Annotated in this window: 21 protein-coding genes; 11 read left to right on the top strand and 10 right to left on the bottom strand. The window is 52.3% G+C overall.

Annotation, left to right across the window (positions count from 1 at the left end; all coding sequences use genetic code 11):
- Positions 1-2: 2 nt before the first annotated feature.
- A complete protein-coding gene (locus BMY01_RS05010; protein ID WP_074744885.1) occupies positions 3-437 on the bottom strand; it encodes a tyrosinase family oxidase copper chaperone in 435 nt (144 codons plus the stop codon).
- 160 nt (positions 438-597) lie between these two features.
- The gene (rtcA, locus tag BMY01_RS05005) at positions 598-1,659 is read right to left on the bottom strand and encodes an RNA 3'-terminal phosphate cyclase (RefSeq protein WP_074744883.1); all 1,062 of its coding nucleotides are present in this window, start codon (positions 1,657-1,659) and stop codon (positions 598-600) included.
- A 144-nt stretch (positions 1,660-1,803) separates the two neighbouring features.
- Here rtcA and BMY01_RS05000 point away from each other — a divergent pair, with 144 nt between their 5' ends.
- Positions 1,804-2,085, top strand: a complete 282-nt coding sequence (locus BMY01_RS05000) for a DUF504 domain-containing protein (protein WP_074744881.1) — start codon at positions 1,804-1,806, stop codon at positions 2,083-2,085.
- A 296-nt stretch (positions 2,086-2,381) separates the two neighbouring features.
- Here BMY01_RS05000 and BMY01_RS04995 read toward each other — a convergent pair whose 3' ends face one another.
- Positions 2,382-2,681, bottom strand: a complete 300-nt coding sequence (locus BMY01_RS04995) for a hypothetical protein (protein ID WP_074744879.1) — start codon at positions 2,679-2,681, stop codon at positions 2,382-2,384.
- Positions 2,682-3,069: 388 nt separating this feature from the next.
- Between BMY01_RS04995 and BMY01_RS04990 the strand changes: the two genes are divergently transcribed.
- From BMY01_RS04990 to BMY01_RS04980, 3 genes are read left to right on the top strand one after another with little or no spacing between them, the layout of a single operon-like run.
- Positions 3,070-3,339 (top strand): helix-turn-helix domain-containing protein, encoded by a 270-nt coding sequence (locus tag BMY01_RS04990; protein WP_074744877.1) that lies wholly within the window; start codon positions 3,070-3,072, stop codon positions 3,337-3,339.
- Positions 3,336-3,557 (top strand): hypothetical protein, encoded by a 222-nt coding sequence (locus tag BMY01_RS04985; RefSeq protein WP_011381463.1) that lies wholly within the window; start codon positions 3,336-3,338, stop codon positions 3,555-3,557. Before BMY01_RS04990 ends, BMY01_RS04985 begins: the two co-directional genes overlap by 4 nt.
- Before the next feature lie 5 nt (positions 3,558-3,562).
- Positions 3,563-3,844: a putative molybdenum carrier protein gene (locus BMY01_RS04980; RefSeq protein ID WP_254772609.1), complete on the top strand. Its 282-nt coding sequence runs from the start codon at positions 3,563-3,565 to the stop codon at positions 3,842-3,844.
- A gap of 38 nt (positions 3,845-3,882) precedes the next feature.
- Here BMY01_RS04980 and BMY01_RS04975 read toward each other — a convergent pair whose 3' ends face one another.
- Entirely contained in the window at positions 3,883-4,380 is a 498-nt protein-coding gene (locus BMY01_RS04975; protein ID WP_074744875.1) for a VOC family protein, read from the bottom strand.
- A 139-nt stretch (positions 4,381-4,519) separates the two neighbouring features.
- Here BMY01_RS04975 and BMY01_RS04970 point away from each other — a divergent pair, with 139 nt between their 5' ends.
- Together BMY01_RS04970 and BMY01_RS04965 are read left to right on the top strand one after the other, a co-directional pair.
- Positions 4,520-6,658: an Agd3-related carbohydrate deacetylase gene (locus BMY01_RS04970; protein WP_074744873.1), complete on the top strand. Its 2,139-nt coding sequence runs from the start codon at positions 4,520-4,522 to the stop codon at positions 6,656-6,658.
- Positions 6,655-7,059 (top strand): hypothetical protein, encoded by a 405-nt coding sequence (locus tag BMY01_RS04965; protein WP_074744871.1) that lies wholly within the window; start codon positions 6,655-6,657, stop codon positions 7,057-7,059. The genes BMY01_RS04970 and BMY01_RS04965 overlap by 4 nt, the downstream gene beginning before the upstream one ends.
- A 167-nt stretch (positions 7,060-7,226) precedes the next feature.
- On the opposite strand, the gene smbP is transcribed toward BMY01_RS04965, so the two are convergent.
- Together smbP and BMY01_RS04955 are read right to left on the bottom strand one after the other, a co-directional pair.
- Positions 7,227-7,568 carry a small metal-binding protein SmbP gene (smbP, locus tag BMY01_RS04960; protein ID WP_074744869.1) on the bottom strand — a complete coding sequence of 114 codons (342 nt, stop codon included), beginning with the start codon at positions 7,566-7,568 and terminating at the stop codon, positions 7,227-7,229.
- 546 nt (positions 7,569-8,114) lie between these two features.
- A complete protein-coding gene (locus tag BMY01_RS04955) occupies positions 8,115-9,353 on the bottom strand; it encodes a Xaa-Pro dipeptidase (RefSeq protein WP_254772622.1) in 1,239 nt (412 codons plus the stop codon).
- Between the two features lie 289 nt (positions 9,354-9,642).
- On the opposite strand from BMY01_RS04955, the gene BMY01_RS04950 reads away from it, so the two are divergent.
- Together BMY01_RS04950 and BMY01_RS04945 are read left to right on the top strand one after the other, a co-directional pair.
- Positions 9,643-10,638 carry an SDR family oxidoreductase gene (locus BMY01_RS04950; protein ID WP_074744865.1) on the top strand — a complete coding sequence of 332 codons (996 nt, stop codon included), beginning with the start codon at positions 9,643-9,645 and terminating at the stop codon, positions 10,636-10,638.
- A gap of 42 nt (positions 10,639-10,680) precedes the next feature.
- A complete protein-coding gene (locus tag BMY01_RS04945; RefSeq protein ID WP_074744863.1) occupies positions 10,681-11,223 on the top strand; it encodes a THUMP domain-containing protein in 543 nt (180 codons plus the stop codon).
- A 58-nt stretch (positions 11,224-11,281) separates the two neighbouring features.
- On the opposite strand, the gene BMY01_RS04940 is transcribed toward BMY01_RS04945, so the two are convergent.
- A complete protein-coding gene (locus BMY01_RS04940; RefSeq protein ID WP_074744861.1) occupies positions 11,282-12,277 on the bottom strand; it encodes a Clp1/GlmU family protein in 996 nt (331 codons plus the stop codon).
- Between the two features lie 206 nt (positions 12,278-12,483).
- Positions 12,484-13,488 carry an isoaspartyl peptidase/L-asparaginase family protein gene (locus BMY01_RS04935; RefSeq protein WP_074744859.1) on the bottom strand — a complete coding sequence of 335 codons (1,005 nt, stop codon included), beginning with the start codon at positions 13,486-13,488 and terminating at the stop codon, positions 12,484-12,486.
- A 311-nt stretch (positions 13,489-13,799) separates the two neighbouring features.
- On the opposite strand from BMY01_RS04935, the gene BMY01_RS04930 reads away from it, so the two are divergent.
- Positions 13,800-14,135 carry a DUF5335 family protein gene (locus tag BMY01_RS04930; protein ID WP_074744857.1) on the top strand — a complete coding sequence of 112 codons (336 nt, stop codon included), beginning with the start codon at positions 13,800-13,802 and terminating at the stop codon, positions 14,133-14,135.
- Between the two features lie 100 nt (positions 14,136-14,235).
- On the opposite strand, the gene BMY01_RS04925 is transcribed toward BMY01_RS04930, so the two are convergent.
- Positions 14,236-14,742 (bottom strand): O-acetyl-ADP-ribose deacetylase, encoded by a 507-nt coding sequence (locus BMY01_RS04925; protein ID WP_074744855.1) that lies wholly within the window; start codon positions 14,740-14,742, stop codon positions 14,236-14,238.
- A gap of 305 nt (positions 14,743-15,047) precedes the next feature.
- Between BMY01_RS04925 and BMY01_RS04920 the strand changes: the two genes are divergently transcribed.
- Positions 15,048-16,109, top strand: a complete 1,062-nt coding sequence (locus BMY01_RS04920; RefSeq protein WP_074744853.1) for a hypothetical protein — start codon at positions 15,048-15,050, stop codon at positions 16,107-16,109.
- Positions 16,110-16,164: 55 nt separating this feature from the next.
- Here the strand turns inward: BMY01_RS04920 and BMY01_RS04915 are convergent, their stop codons facing one another.
- Positions 16,165-17,511, bottom strand: a complete 1,347-nt coding sequence (locus BMY01_RS04915) for a cytochrome P450 (protein WP_074744851.1) — start codon at positions 17,509-17,511, stop codon at positions 16,165-16,167.
- Positions 17,512-17,861: 350 nt separating this feature from the next.
- Between BMY01_RS04915 and BMY01_RS04910 the strand changes: the two genes are divergently transcribed.
- On the top strand, positions 17,862-18,245 hold the full coding sequence (locus BMY01_RS04910) for a YegP family protein (RefSeq protein WP_074744849.1): 384 nt from the start codon (positions 17,862-17,864) through the stop codon (positions 18,243-18,245).
- Positions 18,246-18,807: the final 562 nt, after the last annotated feature.

Genomic DNA, 18,807 nt, shown 5'->3' with positions numbered 1-18,807 from the left:
TTTTATCTCCCCGCCTCACGGTAATCGATAATTTTCCGCGCCAGGTCGATAGGTGAAGGTTGCGGATCGAAAGCGAAGCCGGATGCGATATATGAGCCGGATGAATTCTTTATAACGAAAACGTTCTTTCCATCAATCCTCACGTCTACTGCCTCCTCTCCACCTGCCCTTCCCGCTCCCGCAGCCTCCAATCCCGCAGCGCCTTCTGCTGGTACGTCTTCCCCTGTTCGAACAACAATCTCCCGACCTTTATAAGTTTCACGCTGCTCCGCCATTTTTCCCCCCGCACATGTATTGTTCCAAGCTAAAAGCTGGCCGCTCGATGAGCTGATGTTTTCAATATAGGTGTTTTCATCAAAAATGCCAGAAGAGCCAAGCGCGGACGCAACCAACACGTAAAGCATGAACGTCAACAAGCCGGATGTAGAATGTCGCATGCGTCAGATCCTCAGTTCTGTCGTCAGACTTCTACCGGAGCCGCCATTGAAGCCGGCCCTATTTAAGCCGGCCCCACCTGGCTTGGGTCTTAGGGCAAGGGAACCAGGCAGGCACGGCCCGAATAACAGTAGTAGGGCGGGCTCCGCCTGATAAATCCTCTTATCGCCATAAAAAGCTTGACATGTTATTAAATTCCGGCTTTGCGCGGACGCGAATCAAATGCGCTTCCTGTGTGACCTGGAAGCGTACCGGCAGAAACTGTTCCAGCAGCCAAATGGTTGTTGCGGCGTGGGAGGAGAGCTCCCTGGTGAGAAAGCAAGATACCCCACTCGCCAGCGCAAGGTAGATCAATACCTGATCTGCCGCATGAATATCCAGCGTTGCACCGGACAGGATTTCCTCGCGCAAGCACCGCCCCGCCTCAGCACCGAGGCGTTCAGCTGGCACACCTCTTTCTGCCACGGCAGATGCCCCCAGACGGCTATGCTCCTTATGCGCGGTGAGAAGCACTGCCCCGCCCTCACCCATTGCTTCATCCTTCCCGAATATCTCCAGACCAATGGCTGGTGTGGGAAAAGTCGAAAGTTCCGCCAGTGCCGCATTAGCCATGCGGTGGATGATGTGCCTGGGCAGGTTTGAAATGTGTATAAAACCGGTTATACCCTCCAGTCCTTCCGATGCGTTCAGGACCAGTGGGCGCAAAGGCAGGCAAGGTTCTACATCCACCACCACCTTTCCTCCCCCGCGGGGATAATACCCTCGCAGCAACACTTCGGTCTTCGCCTTGGCGCCCATGCTATAAACCAGCGGCAGCAATACGTAGCGGAAGTAATCCAGGGGCGGCGCAGCGCGAACATCGGTACCACCGGAAATGCTCATCCGCAGCTTTTCTCCGCATGCCATGGCAACCGGAAGCGCTGCCTGGAGCACCAGAGTAACACTGCCTGCCGTGCCTACCGGAAAATCATATTCGCCCCCGCGCAACGGGCCAGGGCGAAAAATGACTTCCTGCGATTTGACTTCCACCCCTTCCGTCTGCGCCCTGCAAAGCGCTGCCACCGCCTTTACAGCGGTCAGGTGTTGAGGCGCAAGACCAGGGTTGGAACGTTTTGCACGAATGTTGTACACACGAACCGATTGTCCCGTTATCGCCGCAAGCGCAACCGACGTGCGGAGCAACTGGCCGCCACCTTCTCCATAGGAACCATCGATCTCCCGCATTCTGACCTCTTTGGTTGATATAGCCGGGAACAATAGGTTTTTCGACCTACAATTCAATGTAGCATCAAGAATCGCATGACCGGAATGAACGCAATTCTTTCGGGAAGCTGACGCAGCTGGCTATCTGCCTGAAAAGGAAGCTTCATGACCCCCATACAAGACCTGCTCAGCCAAATTCGCTGGGATGAGTCATTCGGAAAAGGTAATTTCGTGATCGGATACTACGATCGCAAGACTGGGGAAATTATCCAGGTTCCGCTACAGCAGATGCAACTCATAGCCAATGATCATTTCTTTTTCCATTTTACCGATCAGGAAGGACGTACTCGCGAAGTCCCCCTTCACCGGATCAGGGAAGTGTACAGGAACGGCGAATTGATCTGGCATAGACGGACGATCAATGATGAAGAGGATAGCCGTTCTTGATCGAACCATCCCGTTTGCCTTGAACCCTTTCGTCTCCGTTTGCCCTGAGCTTGCGAAGGTGTGAACGGGCTCGGAACAAATCCTGTCAAGGGCACCCTTCCGCCAGGTCGCAATGGCGGCGTATGGAAAAAACTCGTAGTCACGATCGCTTCAAAGCACCGTGGCAATTAGTAGCGTGATGGTGCCGGCATGTAGGCCTTATCCGGATGGGAGTGTCTCGCCACGATTCCTAGAACATATTAAATCCAGTTCTACTGATAACTTGTCTTGTCCAGGCGGAGTAGCATTTTCCATTGCTAATAGCCGCGGTCATCTCCACTACCCCCATATATTCCCGGCGCATTGGTCGCATAGGGGTTGTTGGAGCTGTCGTTGCTGTAGCGACTGCCGTATTGCCCGTAGGGATTGTTAATGGAATCCGCACTGTATGGACTTCCGTATTGCCCGAAGGGGTTATTGACCGAGTTGGAATCGTAGGGATTCGCGCTGAGGTTACCTAGATATTTTCCGGTTTGCCCGTCTCTGAGGTGTGGTGGATCAGCCTGGGCTATGGGGGAAATGAATACGGCAAGTAGGGCAAGGATGATGAATTTCACGATATACCTCCCTCTAGGGACTGTAGATTCTGGTTAGTTGTTTTTTATTGCCACGGCTAAACCGCTTCCTGGTTCAGCCAGCAGATCGTGGACACATGTCTGGTGGGCTGCACCCTGCAGTCGCGCCATTGGGGTCGTAGCGGAGCGCAATCACTGTTGGGATCAGCAGGCGCCAGCGCCGCTGCTCAAATTGCAATATCTGTGCGTAACGAAGGGTGCCCACGCACTGCTTTCCACCCCAGATTGCCAAGATTCAGGTAGTAGCTCTGATCATGGTTCCTCTCCAGCAATGAGTGGCTGTAGCATTGTGATGTTTGAATAAGTCGTTAGGGCATCTTACTTCTATAATGGTATTATTTGCTCGATTTAGAGCAAATAATACTACTAAATGATCAGTTGTCGACTTTCTGTCATCCTCGGCGCCAAGCGCATCAAGGTCGCGGATGTGTGCCGTGGAACGGGTATCGCTCGCGCTACATTGGATCGCTACTACTACGACCGTGTGAACAGTTTCGATCGTGTCGTATTGGAAAAACTTTGCAAATTTCTGCAGGTGAAGCCGGGCGATTTGCTTGTGATGATCGATCAGCCGGACCTGTTTGAAACACAGGCTGCACCGGATCTTACCGATGCTTTGGCAAAAGGAAAGAAAGCATGATAGAGCGCGAAGTGAAGCTTCTGCTTAATGCTAATGCGATAAAGCGTGTACAGGTGCATTACGCGGTGATGTCGGCAGGATACATGGTCGTGATCGACGGCCAGCCCCTTGAGACCTCCAAACGCGAAACGCGCGGATTCAAGACACTCGACGCCGCAGCCAAATTGCTCTTCAAAATCGGCATAGCGGATTTTTCGGTCAAGCTCAAAACAGGCTGAAGTCCGTGATTCAAAAAATCGTTTCGGGTGGACAAACAGGCGTGGATCGCACGGCGTTGGACTGGGCCCTTGCTTATCATATCCCGCACGGGGGATGCTGCCCAGTCGGGCAGCGCGTCGAAGATGGGGTAATTCCAGACTGTTACGTCTTGCAGGAGACGCCTGAACAGAACTATCAGCAGCGCACGAAACGGAACGTAATAGTGCTGACCTTGGTTTCCGGTTACCTCTTTCATATTTCCATATCTGGAATCCGTCAGTCAATCAATGTAGGCGATGCCCAATAGATGTCCGTTCCTTCTCTCGCCACGTGGAGTTCAAAGGGTCATCCATTGAATGAGCGCTTGAGTTTATCGATGTCGATTTTCTTCATTTCAAGCATTGCGTCCATCGCTCTCCCGGATTTTTCAGAATCGGGATCACTGATCATCTCGAATAAAATCCGGGGAACAATTTGCCAGGAAACGCCATATTTGTCCTTGAGCCAGCCGCACTGCTGCGCCTTTTCATCTCTGGCTTCGGAAAGCTTCTTCCAGTAGTAGTCCACTTCTTCCTGGGTTTCGCAATTGACCTGAAACGAGATGGCCTCATTGAATTTGAACGTGGGACCGCCATTGAAAGCGACAAATCCCTGCCCATCGAGCTCAAATGCTACAGTCATTACCGTTCCCGCCGCTTGTCCATGAACCTCGTGCCCGGCTTCACCGTAGCGGCTCATTTTGACAATTCTGGAATTTTTGAAGATACACGCATAAAATTCTGCTGCCTCTTCGACTTGATTATCAAACCACAAACACGTGGCAATCCTTCGGATGCTTTGCATATGTCCGCATGTATTAGGCGATATCTTATGGTTGATTAGCGCAGTGATGTGTATGAAGATGACTTGCAAAGAGAACTTAAACAACAAGAGGATTTGTCAAATCGTTACACTTTTGTTTTGCGATAAGGAGACTTCATTCATGAAGCGCAATCATGGCGTGAAGCGCAAGCTTCTTCTTGCAGCAATAGCCATGCTGCTTACTATAATTGCCGTGGCCCCGGTGCACGCTGATAATGCCGTCAAATTGAGAATACTGGTTGTTTCCACAGGAGAGGTGACGGAAGACCTGGGATTGGCCTATATCAAGCCTGTCCTCGATGAAATGGGCGTTCCATATGTCGTGCTGAATACCAGGGTGCAGAATCTGACGCCCGCGTTCCTGGCTGCTTCTTCCCAGGGAACGGCCTGCAAGGCCGAGGCGACAGGGTGTGTTGGTAACTACAATGGAGTCATCCTCACCGACGCGGACCTGATTCCAGGCTTCACCCCAGCCGAATGGGACATACTGCACGATTACGAGAAGAATTTCCGGATCCGGGAAGCGGTATTGTCAGGGTGGCCGGCCACGTATGCGAATTCGAAGCCGCCTCACGAGATCTATCTGGATTATGGTCTCGTCTACTCCTCAAGCGGACGCAATTATGATGCGCGCTGGACAATACCGGGGAGGTACAGCAAGGAAGTCTTTGAATACGTAAACAGGAATAATCCGCTTCCAATTACATCCCTTGCCTTTGCGACCCATCCCCGAAACGATATGAAACGCCTGAGGGATGGTTCCATACCCTACGTCGAACCTCTTTTGCAAACCGGTCAGGGTGAAGCGCTGCTATCCATCGTGCGGTACATGACACCTGATCAACCCGCACCGGTGCGCGAAGTGCTGATTTCGACGATCACGAATGCGTCGTTCTTCACGCATTCCAAAGTCCTGGCTTATGAATTCGTCAATTGGGCAACCCAGGGAGTTTTCATCGGTGCACGCTTCATCCATCTGGCTGCGCATGTGGATGATTTGTTTCTTTCTAGCACTCAATGGAATCCTGCCCTCCATCAGGATAACGCTGCCGATACCTATCGCCTCACCGGCGCTGACATAATCAATGCGGTAAGCAAACAGGCGGCCCTCCGGACTGCGCATCCGACGGCGGGTAATTTCAAACTTGATTTCGCCTTCAACGGTGCGGGAGCGGTAGTGAATCGGGAAGCGATATCGCTCGCTGCAAATTGGAAGGATGACCTGGTAGCTGCAGTGACGGCTAACAAAACGCATTTCCGCTTTATCAACCACACCTTCACCCATGCGTCTATGGACAAACCGCCCGTTCCAGCCGATGCCCCTTGCGATTACACAACCTTTACGAGTATCGAGGCGATAAGGACTGAAATCACCCGGAATCAGAATGTGTGGGAGCTCCTGGATCTTCCTGAAAGAAACGAGAACAACCGCGTGCTCATAAGCGGCATGCATTCCGGTCTGGAAGACCCGAAATGCACGGTTATGCAGGGGTTGCATCCGGAAATGTTCGACGTACAGGCTGACGACATAGCATTTGACGCCGACGGCGCCAACCCGCTGTTTCTTCAGGCTGCTGCCACTGAGGGTGTCGAGTATGTTGCTGCCGATATGGCACAAAGGGCGCAAAACGTTGAGCAGTATATCGATCAGTACGAGGATGGCAGCCAAACGGATCGGCTGATGCTCCCACGGTGGTGGACCAACATCTATTATAACGTGACAAATCCTTCCCAACTGGAGGACGAGTACAACCACATGTACTATCAACGGTTCATCGACACGGGACAAAATCCATGCAGAAGTAGAGAGATGGTTTGCTCTCCCCGCAGTTATCGGGAAATTCTTGCGCTCGATGCGGATACCGCAGTGCGGCATATGTTGAGTTTTAACCGGTGGCCGCATTTTTTTCATCAGTCGAATCTCGCTCGGTATGATGAAAACGGCAGTACGCTTCAATTTGACTGGCTCGACGCAGTCTTCACTGAATATGAGCGGTTGTTCAGCCTGCCGGTCAAAAATCTTCCTTACTATGAAATCGGCGACCGCACTGCGGAAAGCCTCAATGCCAGGTCCGCAAAGATCGATGCAATATGGGACCGAACAACCAACCGGGTTACTTTATCGGCAAACAAAGCGGTGCCTCACCTTCGTGTCACCGGTCTTTCCGGCGGGGAGATTTACGGCGGGCAGCTCATTGGAAACATCAGGGTGAATACGAAGGCCACCACGTACGAGGTCGACAGAGGGTTGACTCGATGAACGTTGGCGAGATCCAGAGTTTTGTAAGCAGTCAGGAGGAACCAGGAGGAATTCCGGGAATAAACGGCATTCGCTTGAGCGCCATTCTCCTCTCCCTGTTGCTTGTGTTTTCCTTTCCAGGTACTGGTGGCGCTGCGGATTTGACAAATGCGGCTGCGGAAAAGACTGACGAGACAGCCAAAACGTCCAGGCAAATGGAAGATGAGACTCGGAAAAAGATACTGCAGGCGAACGATTTCAAACTGAGGGGGCACGAGTCGTTATTTCCGGAACAGGCGAAATCGCTGGCAAAGGGCTATAGGGAGACTGCAAAGATGATCGTGGAGCAAGGCTGCGACCCGAAGCCGGTTCTCGATGCTGCTGCTTATTTTGAGAAACAGTCTGGGCGTTCTGAGCGGTAGTGGGGACAGGAGAATATCGGCGTGTACAAAACCGCTCCTACTCATTCGGTGCCCCCATGGTATTCAAAAGACCACGGTCCTGCATCATGTCAGACTCGATTGAATCCGATCCCTCCAGATTGAGATCCTTCTGCCAGGGATAGAATCAATCAAGCCTGACCCCGGGTCTAGTCGCTTGTTGACTTACGCATGTGCATCAGGGCTTCGTCAACATGCTTGGTGGCAACATCGGCATGTCCTGCTTTGGCATGCTCGATTGCCTGCTTCAGTTCCTTGATGGAGTCCGTCATATGCTTATGTTGTTCGGCGTGCTGTTTCTCCGACGCCTGAGCATGGGTCAGACTCTCTTCCGCATGCTTGAGCAGCACTTTTGCGTGACCGTCCTCGCCATGTGCCTTTGCCATTGCGGCATGTTCGATCGCCTGGGCAGCGTGATGATCGGCAATCGCCGGAGCCGCCAGAAGAATGCCCAAAACACCGATGGCAAAAGTTGCTGGTATATATCTCATGACATAACCTCCACAAAGTCTATTGAAATAAATTCCACTGACAGCAGCAGAGCACGCAGCGCAGCTGGTAGTACTCCGGCCTACATTACCCCGAGGCTACCTCTAGGAGTATAGGTCACCTTTATCCTCTCCGATAGTTCTTTTCGCAACTCGCCTTATAGTGACCACCTATCTTGATGTAGCAACAAAACTGAGTCATATGTAACTCGCGTCTACACTCGCGCATGGATAATCGCGAGCCTGGCAAATCCGCCATCATACTGGCAGTGGACCCGCTCTAGGCGCTCTGCGCACCCCAGGCTTAAGGTCCCGGCCTGGCGATCACAATCCCTTTTGCAATTGCTCATAACAGCGGTCTCGCCCGCTCTGGTTTCGGGGGAGGAGAGTTACCGCATTTAGTTGATCAGGAGACATGCCCAGCGGCGCATCGCTCCAGTTCGCAGTGTAACAGGGCAACATGGCTTCCCGACGCATGGCCCAGGGGTTGGGGCGGATAAAGAAAACACGGGGACGGTATTGCGCGCCGGTAGCGTACATTCAGCTTTTTTACTTTGTGATGTCGTTGCGGTAGACGGTGCCGCCTTTCAAGACGAAGGAGACATGCTCGAGGATGGTGACGTCGTCGAGAGGATTGCCGCGAACGGCAATGATGTCTGCATAACAACCTTTTTCAACCGTACCGACTTTGTCGGGTTGGCCAAGGAGGTCCGCAGCGTTGATGGTCGCGGACTGAATGGCATCAATAGGCTTCATACCCCACTCGACCATCTTGCCAAATTGTTTTGCGTTGTCGCCGTGCGGGTAGATACCGGAGTCAGTCCCGAAGGCCATCCTGGCCCCAGCCTGTAATGCCTTGCGGAAATTCTCGCGCTGCAGACGACCAATCTGGCGTTCTTTATCGAGAGATTCGGGAAGGACATCATTCTTTTCACCACTTGCAAGGATGTAGTCATCATTGTAGATGTCGAAGACGAGATACGTCCGGCGCTCCTTGGCAAGGCGAATCCCTTCTTCGTCAATGAGGCTGGAGTGCTCGATGGAGTCGACCCCGGCGCGGATGGCATTCTTGATCGATTCCGTACCATGGGCATGTGCAGCGACTTTGCGCCCGAGTCTATGAGCTTCCGAGGTGATGGCCTGCATTTCTTCCAGGGTATATTGCGGGACATCCGGATGGCCGATCCTGCTCATGACTCCACCAGAGGCGCAAATTTTGATGACATCGGCACCGAATTTGATCACTTCGCGAACCTTCTGCCGCGCCGCCCATGGACCATCTGCCACACCTTCAGCTTTGAAGTTGAATTCGCTTGGGAGAAGGTTTTTGTCGCAATGTCCACCGGTTATCGTAAGCGGCGGACCGGAAACGATCATGCGTGGACCTAGAATATCACCCGCTTTGACCCCGTCACGCACCGCTACATCCGTGTAGTGGGATGCGCCGACATCGCGGATAGAGGTGAACCCGGCGAGCAGCAGGAGCCGCGCATTCTTTACCCCTATTACCGTTTCGCGAGGAACCGAGATGCCGAGCGACTTGTAACCGGAGTTCTGCGGATCGAAGGTGATATGGGTGTGGACATCGATCAAACCGGGCAGGCAAGTAGCATCAAGAAGATCGATGGGCACGATGCCGAACGGTGTGGCGTCCGCAGGGCCGATGAAGGTGATGACGCCATCCTTGTCCCAGAGGATGAGTTGATTGTCGAGCAGGTGTCCAGTGCGAACGTCGAGAAACTTGCCGCAGCGAACCGCACCGGCAGTAGCTTGGGCTTTTGGAAGCATCACAACCAATATAGCCAAGACAAAAAATAAAAGTATCGGGTTGCTCGCTTTCATGCTCGTGGAACTGATTATCAATCTGCTTGTTTCCAAGGCGAAAATTTGCCAAAGCTCAGCCTGAAAATGCGTTGTTAATAGAGCAGCGCCATAAAAACTTTACTATAGTAGGTCAAAGAATTTTTTTCACCTTTGTACCGAGCGCGAATTGCCTTAATAAAAAATAACCGAAGGGGTGAGTTAAGAGAATAGTTGGCTCAAATTGTTGGTAACCGGACTAAAGGAGATTATCGACATGGGTAACATGAGAAACGTTGGGGGGGTAACCTCAGGTCTTACCGCGGCGCTTACTGCTCCGGCCCTTGCGCACCAGGGAACCGTAGCCGATTACTCAAGCGGAGTTCGGCAATCCAGCAAACAGGATCCGACGACTCAATATCCCCAACCTCCTTTTCCGCCTCAGCGGCAGGAGCCTCCTGGTCTTACAAGCAAGATGACCCCACGTCCGGATCACGGAGAAACGAGCTACCGGGGCTCTGGCCGGCTTGTCGGTAGGAAGGCGCTCATTACAGGAGGGGACTCCGGTATCGGACGTGCTGCGGCTATTGCCTTTGCCCGGGAAGGTGCAGACGTTGCAATCAACTATTTGCCCGTCGAGGAACCGGATGCCCAAGAAGTCATCGAGTTCATCCAAGCCGAAGGCCGGAAGGCAGTTGCAATTCCCGGTGATATCCGCGACGAAAATTTTTGCCGCAAGCTGGTCGCGGACGCTGTGCACGAGTTGGACGGCCTTGATATTCTGGTCAACAATGCGGCAGCACAAGTCGGACAGCATTCGATCATGGACCTCACAACCGAGCAGTTCGATTCTACTTTCAAGACTAACGTCTATGCGATGTTCTGGATCACAAAAGCCGCTATGCCGCACCTTAAACCGGGGGCAACCATTATCAACACGTCTTCCGTCCAGGCTTATAATCCATCCCCCTCGCTACTCGACTATGCGCAGACCAAAGCTTGCATTGTTTCGTTCACCAAATCACTTGCCAAGCAGGTCGCCAAACAGGGAATAAGGGTGAACGCTGTTGCACCGGGGCCATTCTGGACCCCACTGCAACCAAGCAGTGTGCAAGCACCGGAGGAACTGGGCACTTTTGGCGAAGAAACTCCGCTGGGACGTCCCGGTCAGCCTGCGGAACTCGGCCCTCTTTACGTTTTGCTTGCTTCACAGGAGTCGAGCTATGCGACTGGACAGGTGTATGGCATGTCGGGAGGAAAAGGGTATCCGTAACGTGAAATAGCGACATCACTGGCCTATTGCGCGCGAGGAAAGATGAGAAATTGGAACGTAATCGTAACCGTGGCAACAGGCCCAGGCCGTCAGTCCCGACTGCTAGGGCATTTGCGCCGCTTGGGCTATTTTGATCGCACCGAATTTAAAAACGTCTGCATCGGACATGTCGAGAATACAGCTCAATTCCTCGAGACGCTGGAAGCGGCTCGCAGAAACGGCAAGCCGTGGTTTTCCGATCTGGGGCGCGTCATCCCGGTTGAGCAAACCTTTTCCTTCACTCCCGAAACCCTGGCCGAACAGCTTAAACAAGAAGTAACACCGTTCGTGGAGCGCATGTCGGAAGGTACGTTTCATGTGCGACTGGAGCGGCGTGGCCTGCTCGGCCAAGTCATGAGCCAAGAGGTGGAACGTAAGGTAGGCGAGCACCTCAAGATCGCGGCAGAAGCTGCGGGTAAACAATTGCAGGTATCGTTCGCCAATGCAGACTATATTGTGGCAGCGGAAACAGTAGGCACCGAATGCGGCAGCGCCCTGTTCGACCGCGCATTCAGGGAACGCTTTCCCTTCGTGCTGCCGCACTAAAGCGCCTGTGTGCGAAGAAAGCGATCAGGACCATTCAAGAGGACGCTACCACATTAGCCTAGAAATGCCCCAGCCGCCCGAGATGCAACTCGTGCCCGTCCTGATCAAGGTACAGGTCGCCAAACAGAACAAGACGGATACGGGCTTTCGGCACTGGAGTATAGAGCGTGAGACTTTTGCGGCTGAAATCGATGCCACTGATGATGGCCAGCCCCAGGCACCTTCCCGCCTCATCCGCGACACCGCAGAGTAGTTGGTCTGCAAAATTTCGGGGCAGTACCGCAACCCCTTCCCAAGCGGGGGAAGCTACTTCAGCCGCCACTGCAATCAGGCCCTCAGGTAGGAGTTCGGCATAGACAAAACGCGGGTCTTCAACAGGCTTGCCGTTGAAGAGACTGCTTCGCTGCACAGTAATCTCTTCCAGCCAGAACCCCACCTCGCGTGCGTCCTGAAAGTAGGCGCGAAACGCTTCCTCTCGCGCACGACGGCGCTTCCGCCGCGATTTGTGTGCTGCAAGGTGGGAGGGCTGCAGACGCAAAATGTTGCAATGACGCGCCGCACAGCGGATGGGGGCAAGTTCGTCGTCGCGCTCCAGGCATACCAGGACATCTGGATGCAGGGACTCGATCTGGAAACTGACCAGCACTCGCCCCCTGCCCCCGAGCAAGCCTGGCGTGTCAACTACCACGCATTCTCCCTGGGCCGCTTCAACCAGTTGCCGGGTGCCGAGCACCAAGGGGAGGAAATGTGCCACGGGGTTAATGTGACCGACGAAGTACATGTGCCGGCAGGCAGCATTGGCGAAATCCATATCGGTTTCGAGTTCGGCAAGTGTGACGGTAGCCGGCGGACCTATGTCCTTCTGGCCGATGTCCGCGTCTACGAAAGAGACTGTGTTCCCCTCTCGCAAAAGCCTATTGATCAGAAACCTGCAGTAGCTGCTCTTGCCAAGGTCAGTCGCGCCCAAGACCATAATCCGACGCCAGTTCCTGCTTAGAATACGCTTGGCTGAACGCTCCCAGGCCGCTGGGACGTCCAGGCCGATCTCAACCATTTTCTTGCATTCCGACTTGGGGAAATACGGAGGGCACGTGGCAGATTTCAAAAAGACCGCCGGTTACATGAGAAAGAAATACGCGGGACCCCCAAAGAAGGGACACGAAGAGAAGGTTTCGTTATGCGCCCGGAAGATAAAAATTGAATCCTGTGATTTCCTTCTCGAGAACCTGTATGCGCTGGACGCCAAAGGTCGGCAGTCTATTAAATTGACACAACGGCTGTTTCAGGCCCGGAAAAAATACCTACCTGTGCTATGCCATCTTCCGCGATCGTGCCGCGAAACATGGCGCCAGTATTGAAACGCATCGCATAATTGCCGTCCGCATCCAGGACGATCAGGCCGCCATCCCCACCAATCGCAGCGATTTCCGCCAGCGTATTATCGGCTGCCTCGGTAATCGGGGTATGCAGAAATCGCACCTGTGCTGCGGTGTTGAAAGCGGCAGCGGTACGAATGAACATTTCGCCTGTGCCTGTCGTGGATACCGCAACTGAGCGATTGTCCGCGTAGGTTCCCGCGCTAATAATGGAGGAATCCCCCACTCGCCCGGAGTGCTTGTTCGTGAGCCCACCGGTCGACGTGCCGGCCGCCAGATTGCCCCGGCGGTCCAGCGCGACAGCGCCGACGGTTCCATGCTTTTCATCCTCACCCGGCAACGTATCCAGACCCGCATCATGGTCGAGCAGAATACTTTCTTTAACGATAGCTTTCTGCAGTTGATTCCACCGGTGCTGGGTATAGAAATAGGACGAATCCACGATTTCCAGACCCTGCTTTGCAGCGAAGATTTCCGCACCTTGACCGATGAGCATCACGTGGGGGCTTTTCGTCATTACCGCATGTGCGGCGCGAATCGGATTGCGAATCGTCATCACTCCCGCAACGGCCCCTGCCGCGCGAGTGGAGCCTTCCATAATCGAAGCTTCCAATTCGTTGCGACCATCATGGGTGAACACAGAGCCCTTGCCAGCATTGAACAAGGGGCAATCCTCCATCACCGCAATGGCCGCAATCACGGCATCGATGCTGCTGCCCTCTGCTTCAAGCACCGCGTGGCCAGCGACCAGCGATTGTGCGAGCACCTCCGTGTAAGCCTGCTCGCGTTCCCGCCGCTGTTTGCCGAGTTTCACCGCTCCAGCACCCCCGTGAATCACGAGTCGGATCTGGGAATCATTCCCAGTATTTCCGCGCATGTGTATCGTCATCTAAACAGATCCAAGAGTAAGAAAGACAGAAGGCGAACATCGTAATTCGTTGGGGAATCATTGAGAATCCGAGTGGTACTTTTTCCGTTAACGGTGATACGAGGCTCACACGGCAGTGAATCTTCAATTCTCTAAAAATACCGGTGACACATCACTGGATTGAACCAGAAACTGCTGCTATGTTGAATAATCATGATTGGATGAATTAACGTCAACCCCCATTTCATGCATGCCAGTGCTGAAGTCAATCATGAAGACGGTACACCCGGGCGATATTCTGCTCGATTTTATAGCATCGAAGGAGCTAAGACATGGCATTGACACAACTTGCAAAATCCGAGTGGCAGGATTACTTCGACGACGTTTCCAAGGTGCTGGGCGCGAAGCTGGTGGAAATAGAGGTCACGGGGCTTGAACTCGGGGACCAGGTTGAGGTGGACTGGCTGCCACTGATTGGACTGAGCTACGATCCCAAGGGAGACGTTCTGGCGGTGATAGTTGAGGGTATTGAACACAATATCCGACATCCGAAGCAGATTTACGTCGAACAGGATGTCGAAGGTCTCTACAGCATCGAGGTGGTGGATACTGCGGAAGAACACCACATCTTGCTCCTGAAGGACCCACTCAAGTTGCCGACAGCTTGAGAAGCAAGGGTTTTTGAAAATATCGCCGCTGAGAGCCAATCCAGGAGTGCAGTGCCCCATCTCACTCCATCTCGACCCGAAAGATCAATCGAGACACCTATTAATCCAGTGCTCGTTGATATAACTGAAGGTCTTGCTCCGAGAAACAGCAAAATATCACTTCTCTGAGCGAAGTCTCAGTTTCAACAAACTGCCGCACAGTGTTGGCCGCTATTTCAGCGGCTGCTTCATGCGGATAACCATATGCACCTGTGCTGATACATGGAAACGCAATCGAACTCAAACCATTGGCAACGGCAATTTCCAGACTCCGCCGATAACAGGAAGCAAGTTTTTCCGGTTCATTGCTTTTTCCCCCATGCCAAACCGGACCAACGGTATGAATGATATGCTTTGCCTTTAAACGGTAGCCTTTTGTGATCTTTGCGTCACCGGTTTTACAACCGCCCAGCAACCTGCATTCCTCCAGTAGCTCTGGACCAGCAGCCCGATGGATAGCGCCATCAACACCACCGCCGCCCAGCAATGATGAATTGGCGGCATTCACGATTGCATCGGTTTCCAGTTTTGTAATATCACCACGAATGGCATGAAGTCTTGCTGTCATTGATTGTGGCCCGACTTTAATGGGGTTGAATCGCAGAATTGAAATTTAACAGGCATCCTTTTGTTTAATATCCCAACACCCCATACCCATACCCGTTCCATATCCGTATTGCTGTCAGGCATTGCGGATTCCGCAGGGATTATGGCATCAATCAAGGGTAGAACTCGAAATGCTTTTTGTCAAAATGCCTGCTGATACCGAGTCCGTTCTCTCCCCTACAAGGGATAGCTCGATCAGGGGTGACCTATTGATTGTCATACTTTTGTATGCAAACACTCCGGTTAAATCACTGGGAGAGACAAACCATGGAAACAGCAGAATTACTTAAGCAACGCTTGAAACTCGTCTACCAGTGGTACCAGGGCATGGTCAATCGGGATACAGGAATGCTTGAGTACCTCTACATCCCCGAGACTGACACATTCGTGCGCGAAAAATCTCCCATCCGGGATATTGCCTCTATATGGGACGTGGAAATGCTCAGCGATTTTCTGAACAAGCATGAGCTTCGGTCACTGATCCGGAAGTCGCTGCGGCATTACGGGAATTACCTCGTGGAGCGCGACAGTTACCTGATCCTCGACCCGGAGCGGTTGGAGGAGCCTTCATCGATCGCCCACAGTGCCTTTATGATTCTCGCCCTGCTGCATGCCCCATCGCCCCGCCGGATGGAGGAGATCACTGCTCTCGCCGAGGGGATACTCCATCAGCAGAGGCCGGATGGCTCGTACAAGGTGTATTTCCATGATCTACCCGACCACGGAGAAGAACTGTACGCTGGCGAGGCAATGCTCGCTCTTCTGGAAACCTATCGTCAGTTGCAGGACGCCGGCTGCCTCCAAAGCGTGGAACTCGCCTTCTCCTATTATGATGCGCAGTACTTCCGATGCGATCAGGTTGCGGGAAACATCCTTGTCTTCTTCGCCAACTGGCAATCACAGGCGTGCCGCCTCTTGTTCGAGTGCACGCAGAGTACGGAGATCAAGAAGGATGTCGCCCACTACCTCTGCCGGATGCACGACCAGATCATGGAGCGGGACTTCTATGAGAACGTCGAGCACCACCCGGCTCAGCAGGTTTCAGTGGAAGTGGCCTGCGCCCTCGAGGGCCTCAACGAGGCTTATGCGATAGTGTGCAACTTAGACGATAAGCGGACCGAATGCTATCGACACCGTATCTGCAAGGGGCTTACCTACTTGCTCGAACTGCAATGCACCGACGACGAAACGGAAAAGGAACGCGGCGGTTTCGGCCTGACCCTGCAAGAGCGGGCACAGAGAATTGACATTACTGGCCATGCAGCCAGTGCCTTCATGAAGAGTGTAGAGAACGGAATCGAATGCCAACTGCCATCCGCCAATCATTAATGCCCTCCGTCTGGAAACCCTGGCCGATGCCGAGCCACAGAACCGAAGATTGATTCTATCGCCACTTTATGCGGACCGGAATTCCACCTTTGGGTCGCAGGGTTATTGCCATCTCAATCTCGACTTCCTCTGGATCAAGCAACTGTAAATCACAGTGCTGAATTATCATGCATAGCAAAAGCTGGCTCTCCATCAATGCAAAATGACTGCCGATACAGATGCGCTCACCTGTCCCGAAAGGTATGAACGAATATCTCCGGTTTTGGGATACCAAAAATCGTTCGGGGTCAAACTGCTCCGGTTGGGGCCAAAAGTCGGCATGATGATGAAGATTGAAAATACTGAATATCGCAAGCCTGCCGGCTTTAAAAAAATAGCCGTCAACCTCGGTATCTTTACTAACTTTCCGCAGCAAAAAGCTGGCAGGTGGACGGAGGCGCATCGATTCACTGAGGACGGCCCTGGTATAAACAAGCTGCTGCAAGTCTTCGGCGTTCGGTATTTTTCCTTGCAACAATCGATCAAATTCCTCACGCAGCTGCGCGAGCGCGGCTGGATGGCGGACGAGTAAATATAAAGTCCAGCTTAGTAAATTCGCGGTTGTTTCATGGCCCGCGCTAAAAATGGTAATAACTTCATCACGAATCTGCCTGTCGGTCATCTTCTCACCGCTGTTGTCATCACGCGCTTTTAACAGCATATCCAGCAGGTCATTCTGCTCTGACGGCATGGCACGGCGTTGATCGATGATCCCGTAAATGACATCATCGATTACTCCCAACGCCTGTTTGAATTTTCGATTCGCTGGAGTGGGCACATATAACGGGAGAGTCAAGGGATTCGCAATGGTTTTAGCGGCATACCGAAGTAAAGTTTCCAGAGATGGGCCGATCTGTTCTATCTTGTCGAGAACGCTGGTGCTGAACATCGTTTGGGTAATGATTTCCAATGTAAGCCGCATCATTTCACTAGACAGATTGATCTGCGCCCCTTCACCTAGCTGCCGCCATCGATCCAGCATATTGTTACCAGCAGTCACCATTTGCGGCAGCAGCGTAATTACATTACTTCTCTGAAAAACGGGCTGCATCAAGCGCCGTTGTCTTTGCCATAAATCGCCCTGACTTGTTACTAATCCCTGACCTAAAATCAATGCCAGACCTGTTGGTTTTTCAGGGTTGTAGATCTTTACAAAAACATCGCTTTGCCTGATCAGGGCTTGTTCAATCAGCTTTGGGTGACTGAATAAATAAAATTGGCGGGTAGCCAATCTGAAGCTGACCAAATCCCCATAATCCTGCTGCCAGTCATAAAAGGCTTGAAGGGGGTCTGCAATCATCTGCCTTAAATTACCCAGCAGAAAATCGCCCTTGACCTGTGGAACTGTTTTGTTATGCGCCATCGTCTATCCAGGTGGAAGATTAATGAGGGACTCGCTAGCGTCAATTCAACTTATGCATCACCTCAATGCAATAAACCAAACAAAACAAACCCCTCCATTCAAGCAATAACAACCGATAGGCCACATCCTAAATTGCTTTGTCACTGATTATCATCCTGCTACTCGCACGGATGTTCTTTTCAATCTCTCTTGAATGGCAGGTTGCTCCTGAATGATAGCAGGTCAACGCGAGCTCTTTCTCTGCGTTAAACAATGCGGCAGCTTGCAAGCTGTATGGACGCTGCCGCTCGTGAAAGAATCGAAAGGACCAAGAGGCTGATACGACTTAACATAATACGAAAGGAAATTTCATGGCCGCAAAATTCGAAATCTACAAGGATAAGGCAAGTGAGTTTCGATTCAGATTGAAAGCCACCAATGGGCAAACCATTCTTGCCAGTGAAGGCTACAAAGCCAGAGCGGGATGTATGAATGGAGTGGAGTCTGTCCGAAAAAATGCGCCTGATGACGCCCGGTATGAACGGAAAACTACGGAAAGCGGCAAATACAGGTTCAATCTCAAATCAGGCAACAATCAGGTGATTGGTACCAGTGAATCCTACGAGACTGAAAAAGCACGGGATGGCGGAATAGAATCAGTCAAGAAAAACGCGCCAACCGCCATCGTTGCCGATATTACAGAGCCGACCGGGAAAATCGCCCCCGGCACTCCACCAGCCGAAGCAGCAGTCTGAACTCCGGTTTTCAGCTTGAAGGGCTTCTGTTGAAGCCCTTCCCCTCAATCAGCAGGTAATCAGCGGGTCAGATCCGATATTCCAATGGTGACTGTCGATCGACTGTTGCAAAATGCAGAGGAAATTGAACAGATTTCTATCCAGGTATCGTTTTCCCTGTTTTCAGGGATTGCAAATCAGAGGAACCCGGATTTGGCGGAGACTTGAACTCCACCCTCGGGGACAGCATAAAGCGATAGATGCATGCGGACAGGCATACCCGACTCGCATCACCAGGAATATGCCCCTGTGAGGTACGTGTAAATCTTCTCGAATATCTACTCAGGTAGACTGATCCGGGGCTTCCTCCCATATCTGCATGATTCCGTAAAGCACGGTCATCAACGGGGCTCCAAAAAGAGCCGGCTTCAAAAATTCAATCAATTCAATCATTTTTTTCCTCAAAGAAGGTATTCAGTTATTCCGTCCTGGAAACGACAAAACTCGCTTTGTAGCGAAGCAACCTAGCCATATAACGTAACGGATTGATTCCGTTGCCTCCTCAGCTTTGTGATCTTTTTGT

It is taken from the genome of Nitrosospira multiformis, assembly GCF_900110185.1.
In the GTDB taxonomy this organism is placed as follows: domain Bacteria; phylum Pseudomonadota; class Gammaproteobacteria; order Burkholderiales; family Nitrosomonadaceae; genus Nitrosospira; species Nitrosospira multiformis_A.
Note: the sequence above shows the minus strand (reverse complement) of the source record. Positions and strands in the feature narration are given on the sequence as shown.

Excerpts from the sequence above, each read along its gene's own strand:
- BMY01_RS05010 (WP_074744885.1), bottom strand. The coding sequence starts at position 437 with ATGCGACATTCTACATCCGGCTTGTTGACGTTCATGCTTTACGTGTTG.
- rtcA (WP_074744883.1), bottom strand. The coding sequence starts at position 1,659 with ATGCGGGAGATCGATGGTTCCTATGGAGAAGGTGGCGGCCAGTTGCTC.
- BMY01_RS05000 (WP_074744881.1), top strand. The coding sequence starts at position 1,804 with ATGACCCCCATACAAGACCTGCTCAGCCAAATTCGCTGGGATGAGTCA.
- BMY01_RS04990 (WP_074744877.1), top strand. The coding sequence starts at position 3,070 with ATGATCAGTTGTCGACTTTCTGTCATCCTCGGCGCCAAGCGCATCAAG.
- BMY01_RS04985 (WP_011381463.1), top strand. The coding sequence starts at position 3,336 with ATGATAGAGCGCGAAGTGAAGCTTCTGCTTAATGCTAATGCGATAAAG.
- BMY01_RS04975 (WP_074744875.1), bottom strand. The coding sequence starts at position 4,380 with ATGCAAAGCATCCGAAGGATTGCCACGTGTTTGTGGTTTGATAATCAA.
- BMY01_RS04970 (WP_074744873.1), top strand. The coding sequence starts at position 4,520 with ATGAAGCGCAATCATGGCGTGAAGCGCAAGCTTCTTCTTGCAGCAATA.
- BMY01_RS04965 (WP_074744871.1), top strand. The coding sequence starts at position 6,655 with ATGAACGTTGGCGAGATCCAGAGTTTTGTAAGCAGTCAGGAGGAACCA.
- smbP (WP_074744869.1), bottom strand. The coding sequence starts at position 7,568 with ATGAGATATATACCAGCAACTTTTGCCATCGGTGTTTTGGGCATTCTT.
- BMY01_RS04955 (WP_254772622.1), bottom strand. The coding sequence starts at position 9,353 with ATGCTTCCAAAAGCCCAAGCTACTGCCGGTGCGGTTCGCTGCGGCAAG.
- BMY01_RS04950 (WP_074744865.1), top strand. The coding sequence starts at position 9,643 with ATGGGTAACATGAGAAACGTTGGGGGGGTAACCTCAGGTCTTACCGCG.
- BMY01_RS04945 (WP_074744863.1), top strand. The coding sequence starts at position 10,681 with ATGAGAAATTGGAACGTAATCGTAACCGTGGCAACAGGCCCAGGCCGT.
- BMY01_RS04940 (WP_074744861.1), bottom strand. The coding sequence starts at position 12,277 with ATGGTTGAGATCGGCCTGGACGTCCCAGCGGCCTGGGAGCGTTCAGCC.
- BMY01_RS04935 (WP_074744859.1), bottom strand. The coding sequence starts at position 13,488 with ATGACGATACACATGCGCGGAAATACTGGGAATGATTCCCAGATCCGA.
- BMY01_RS04930 (WP_074744857.1), top strand. The coding sequence starts at position 13,800 with ATGGCATTGACACAACTTGCAAAATCCGAGTGGCAGGATTACTTCGAC.
- BMY01_RS04925 (WP_074744855.1), bottom strand. The coding sequence starts at position 14,742 with ATGACAGCAAGACTTCATGCCATTCGTGGTGATATTACAAAACTGGAA.
- BMY01_RS04920 (WP_074744853.1), top strand. The coding sequence starts at position 15,048 with ATGGAAACAGCAGAATTACTTAAGCAACGCTTGAAACTCGTCTACCAG.
- BMY01_RS04915 (WP_074744851.1), bottom strand. The coding sequence starts at position 17,511 with ATGGCGCATAACAAAACAGTTCCACAGGTCAAGGGCGATTTTCTGCTG.
- BMY01_RS04910 (WP_074744849.1), top strand. The coding sequence starts at position 17,862 with ATGGCCGCAAAATTCGAAATCTACAAGGATAAGGCAAGTGAGTTTCGA.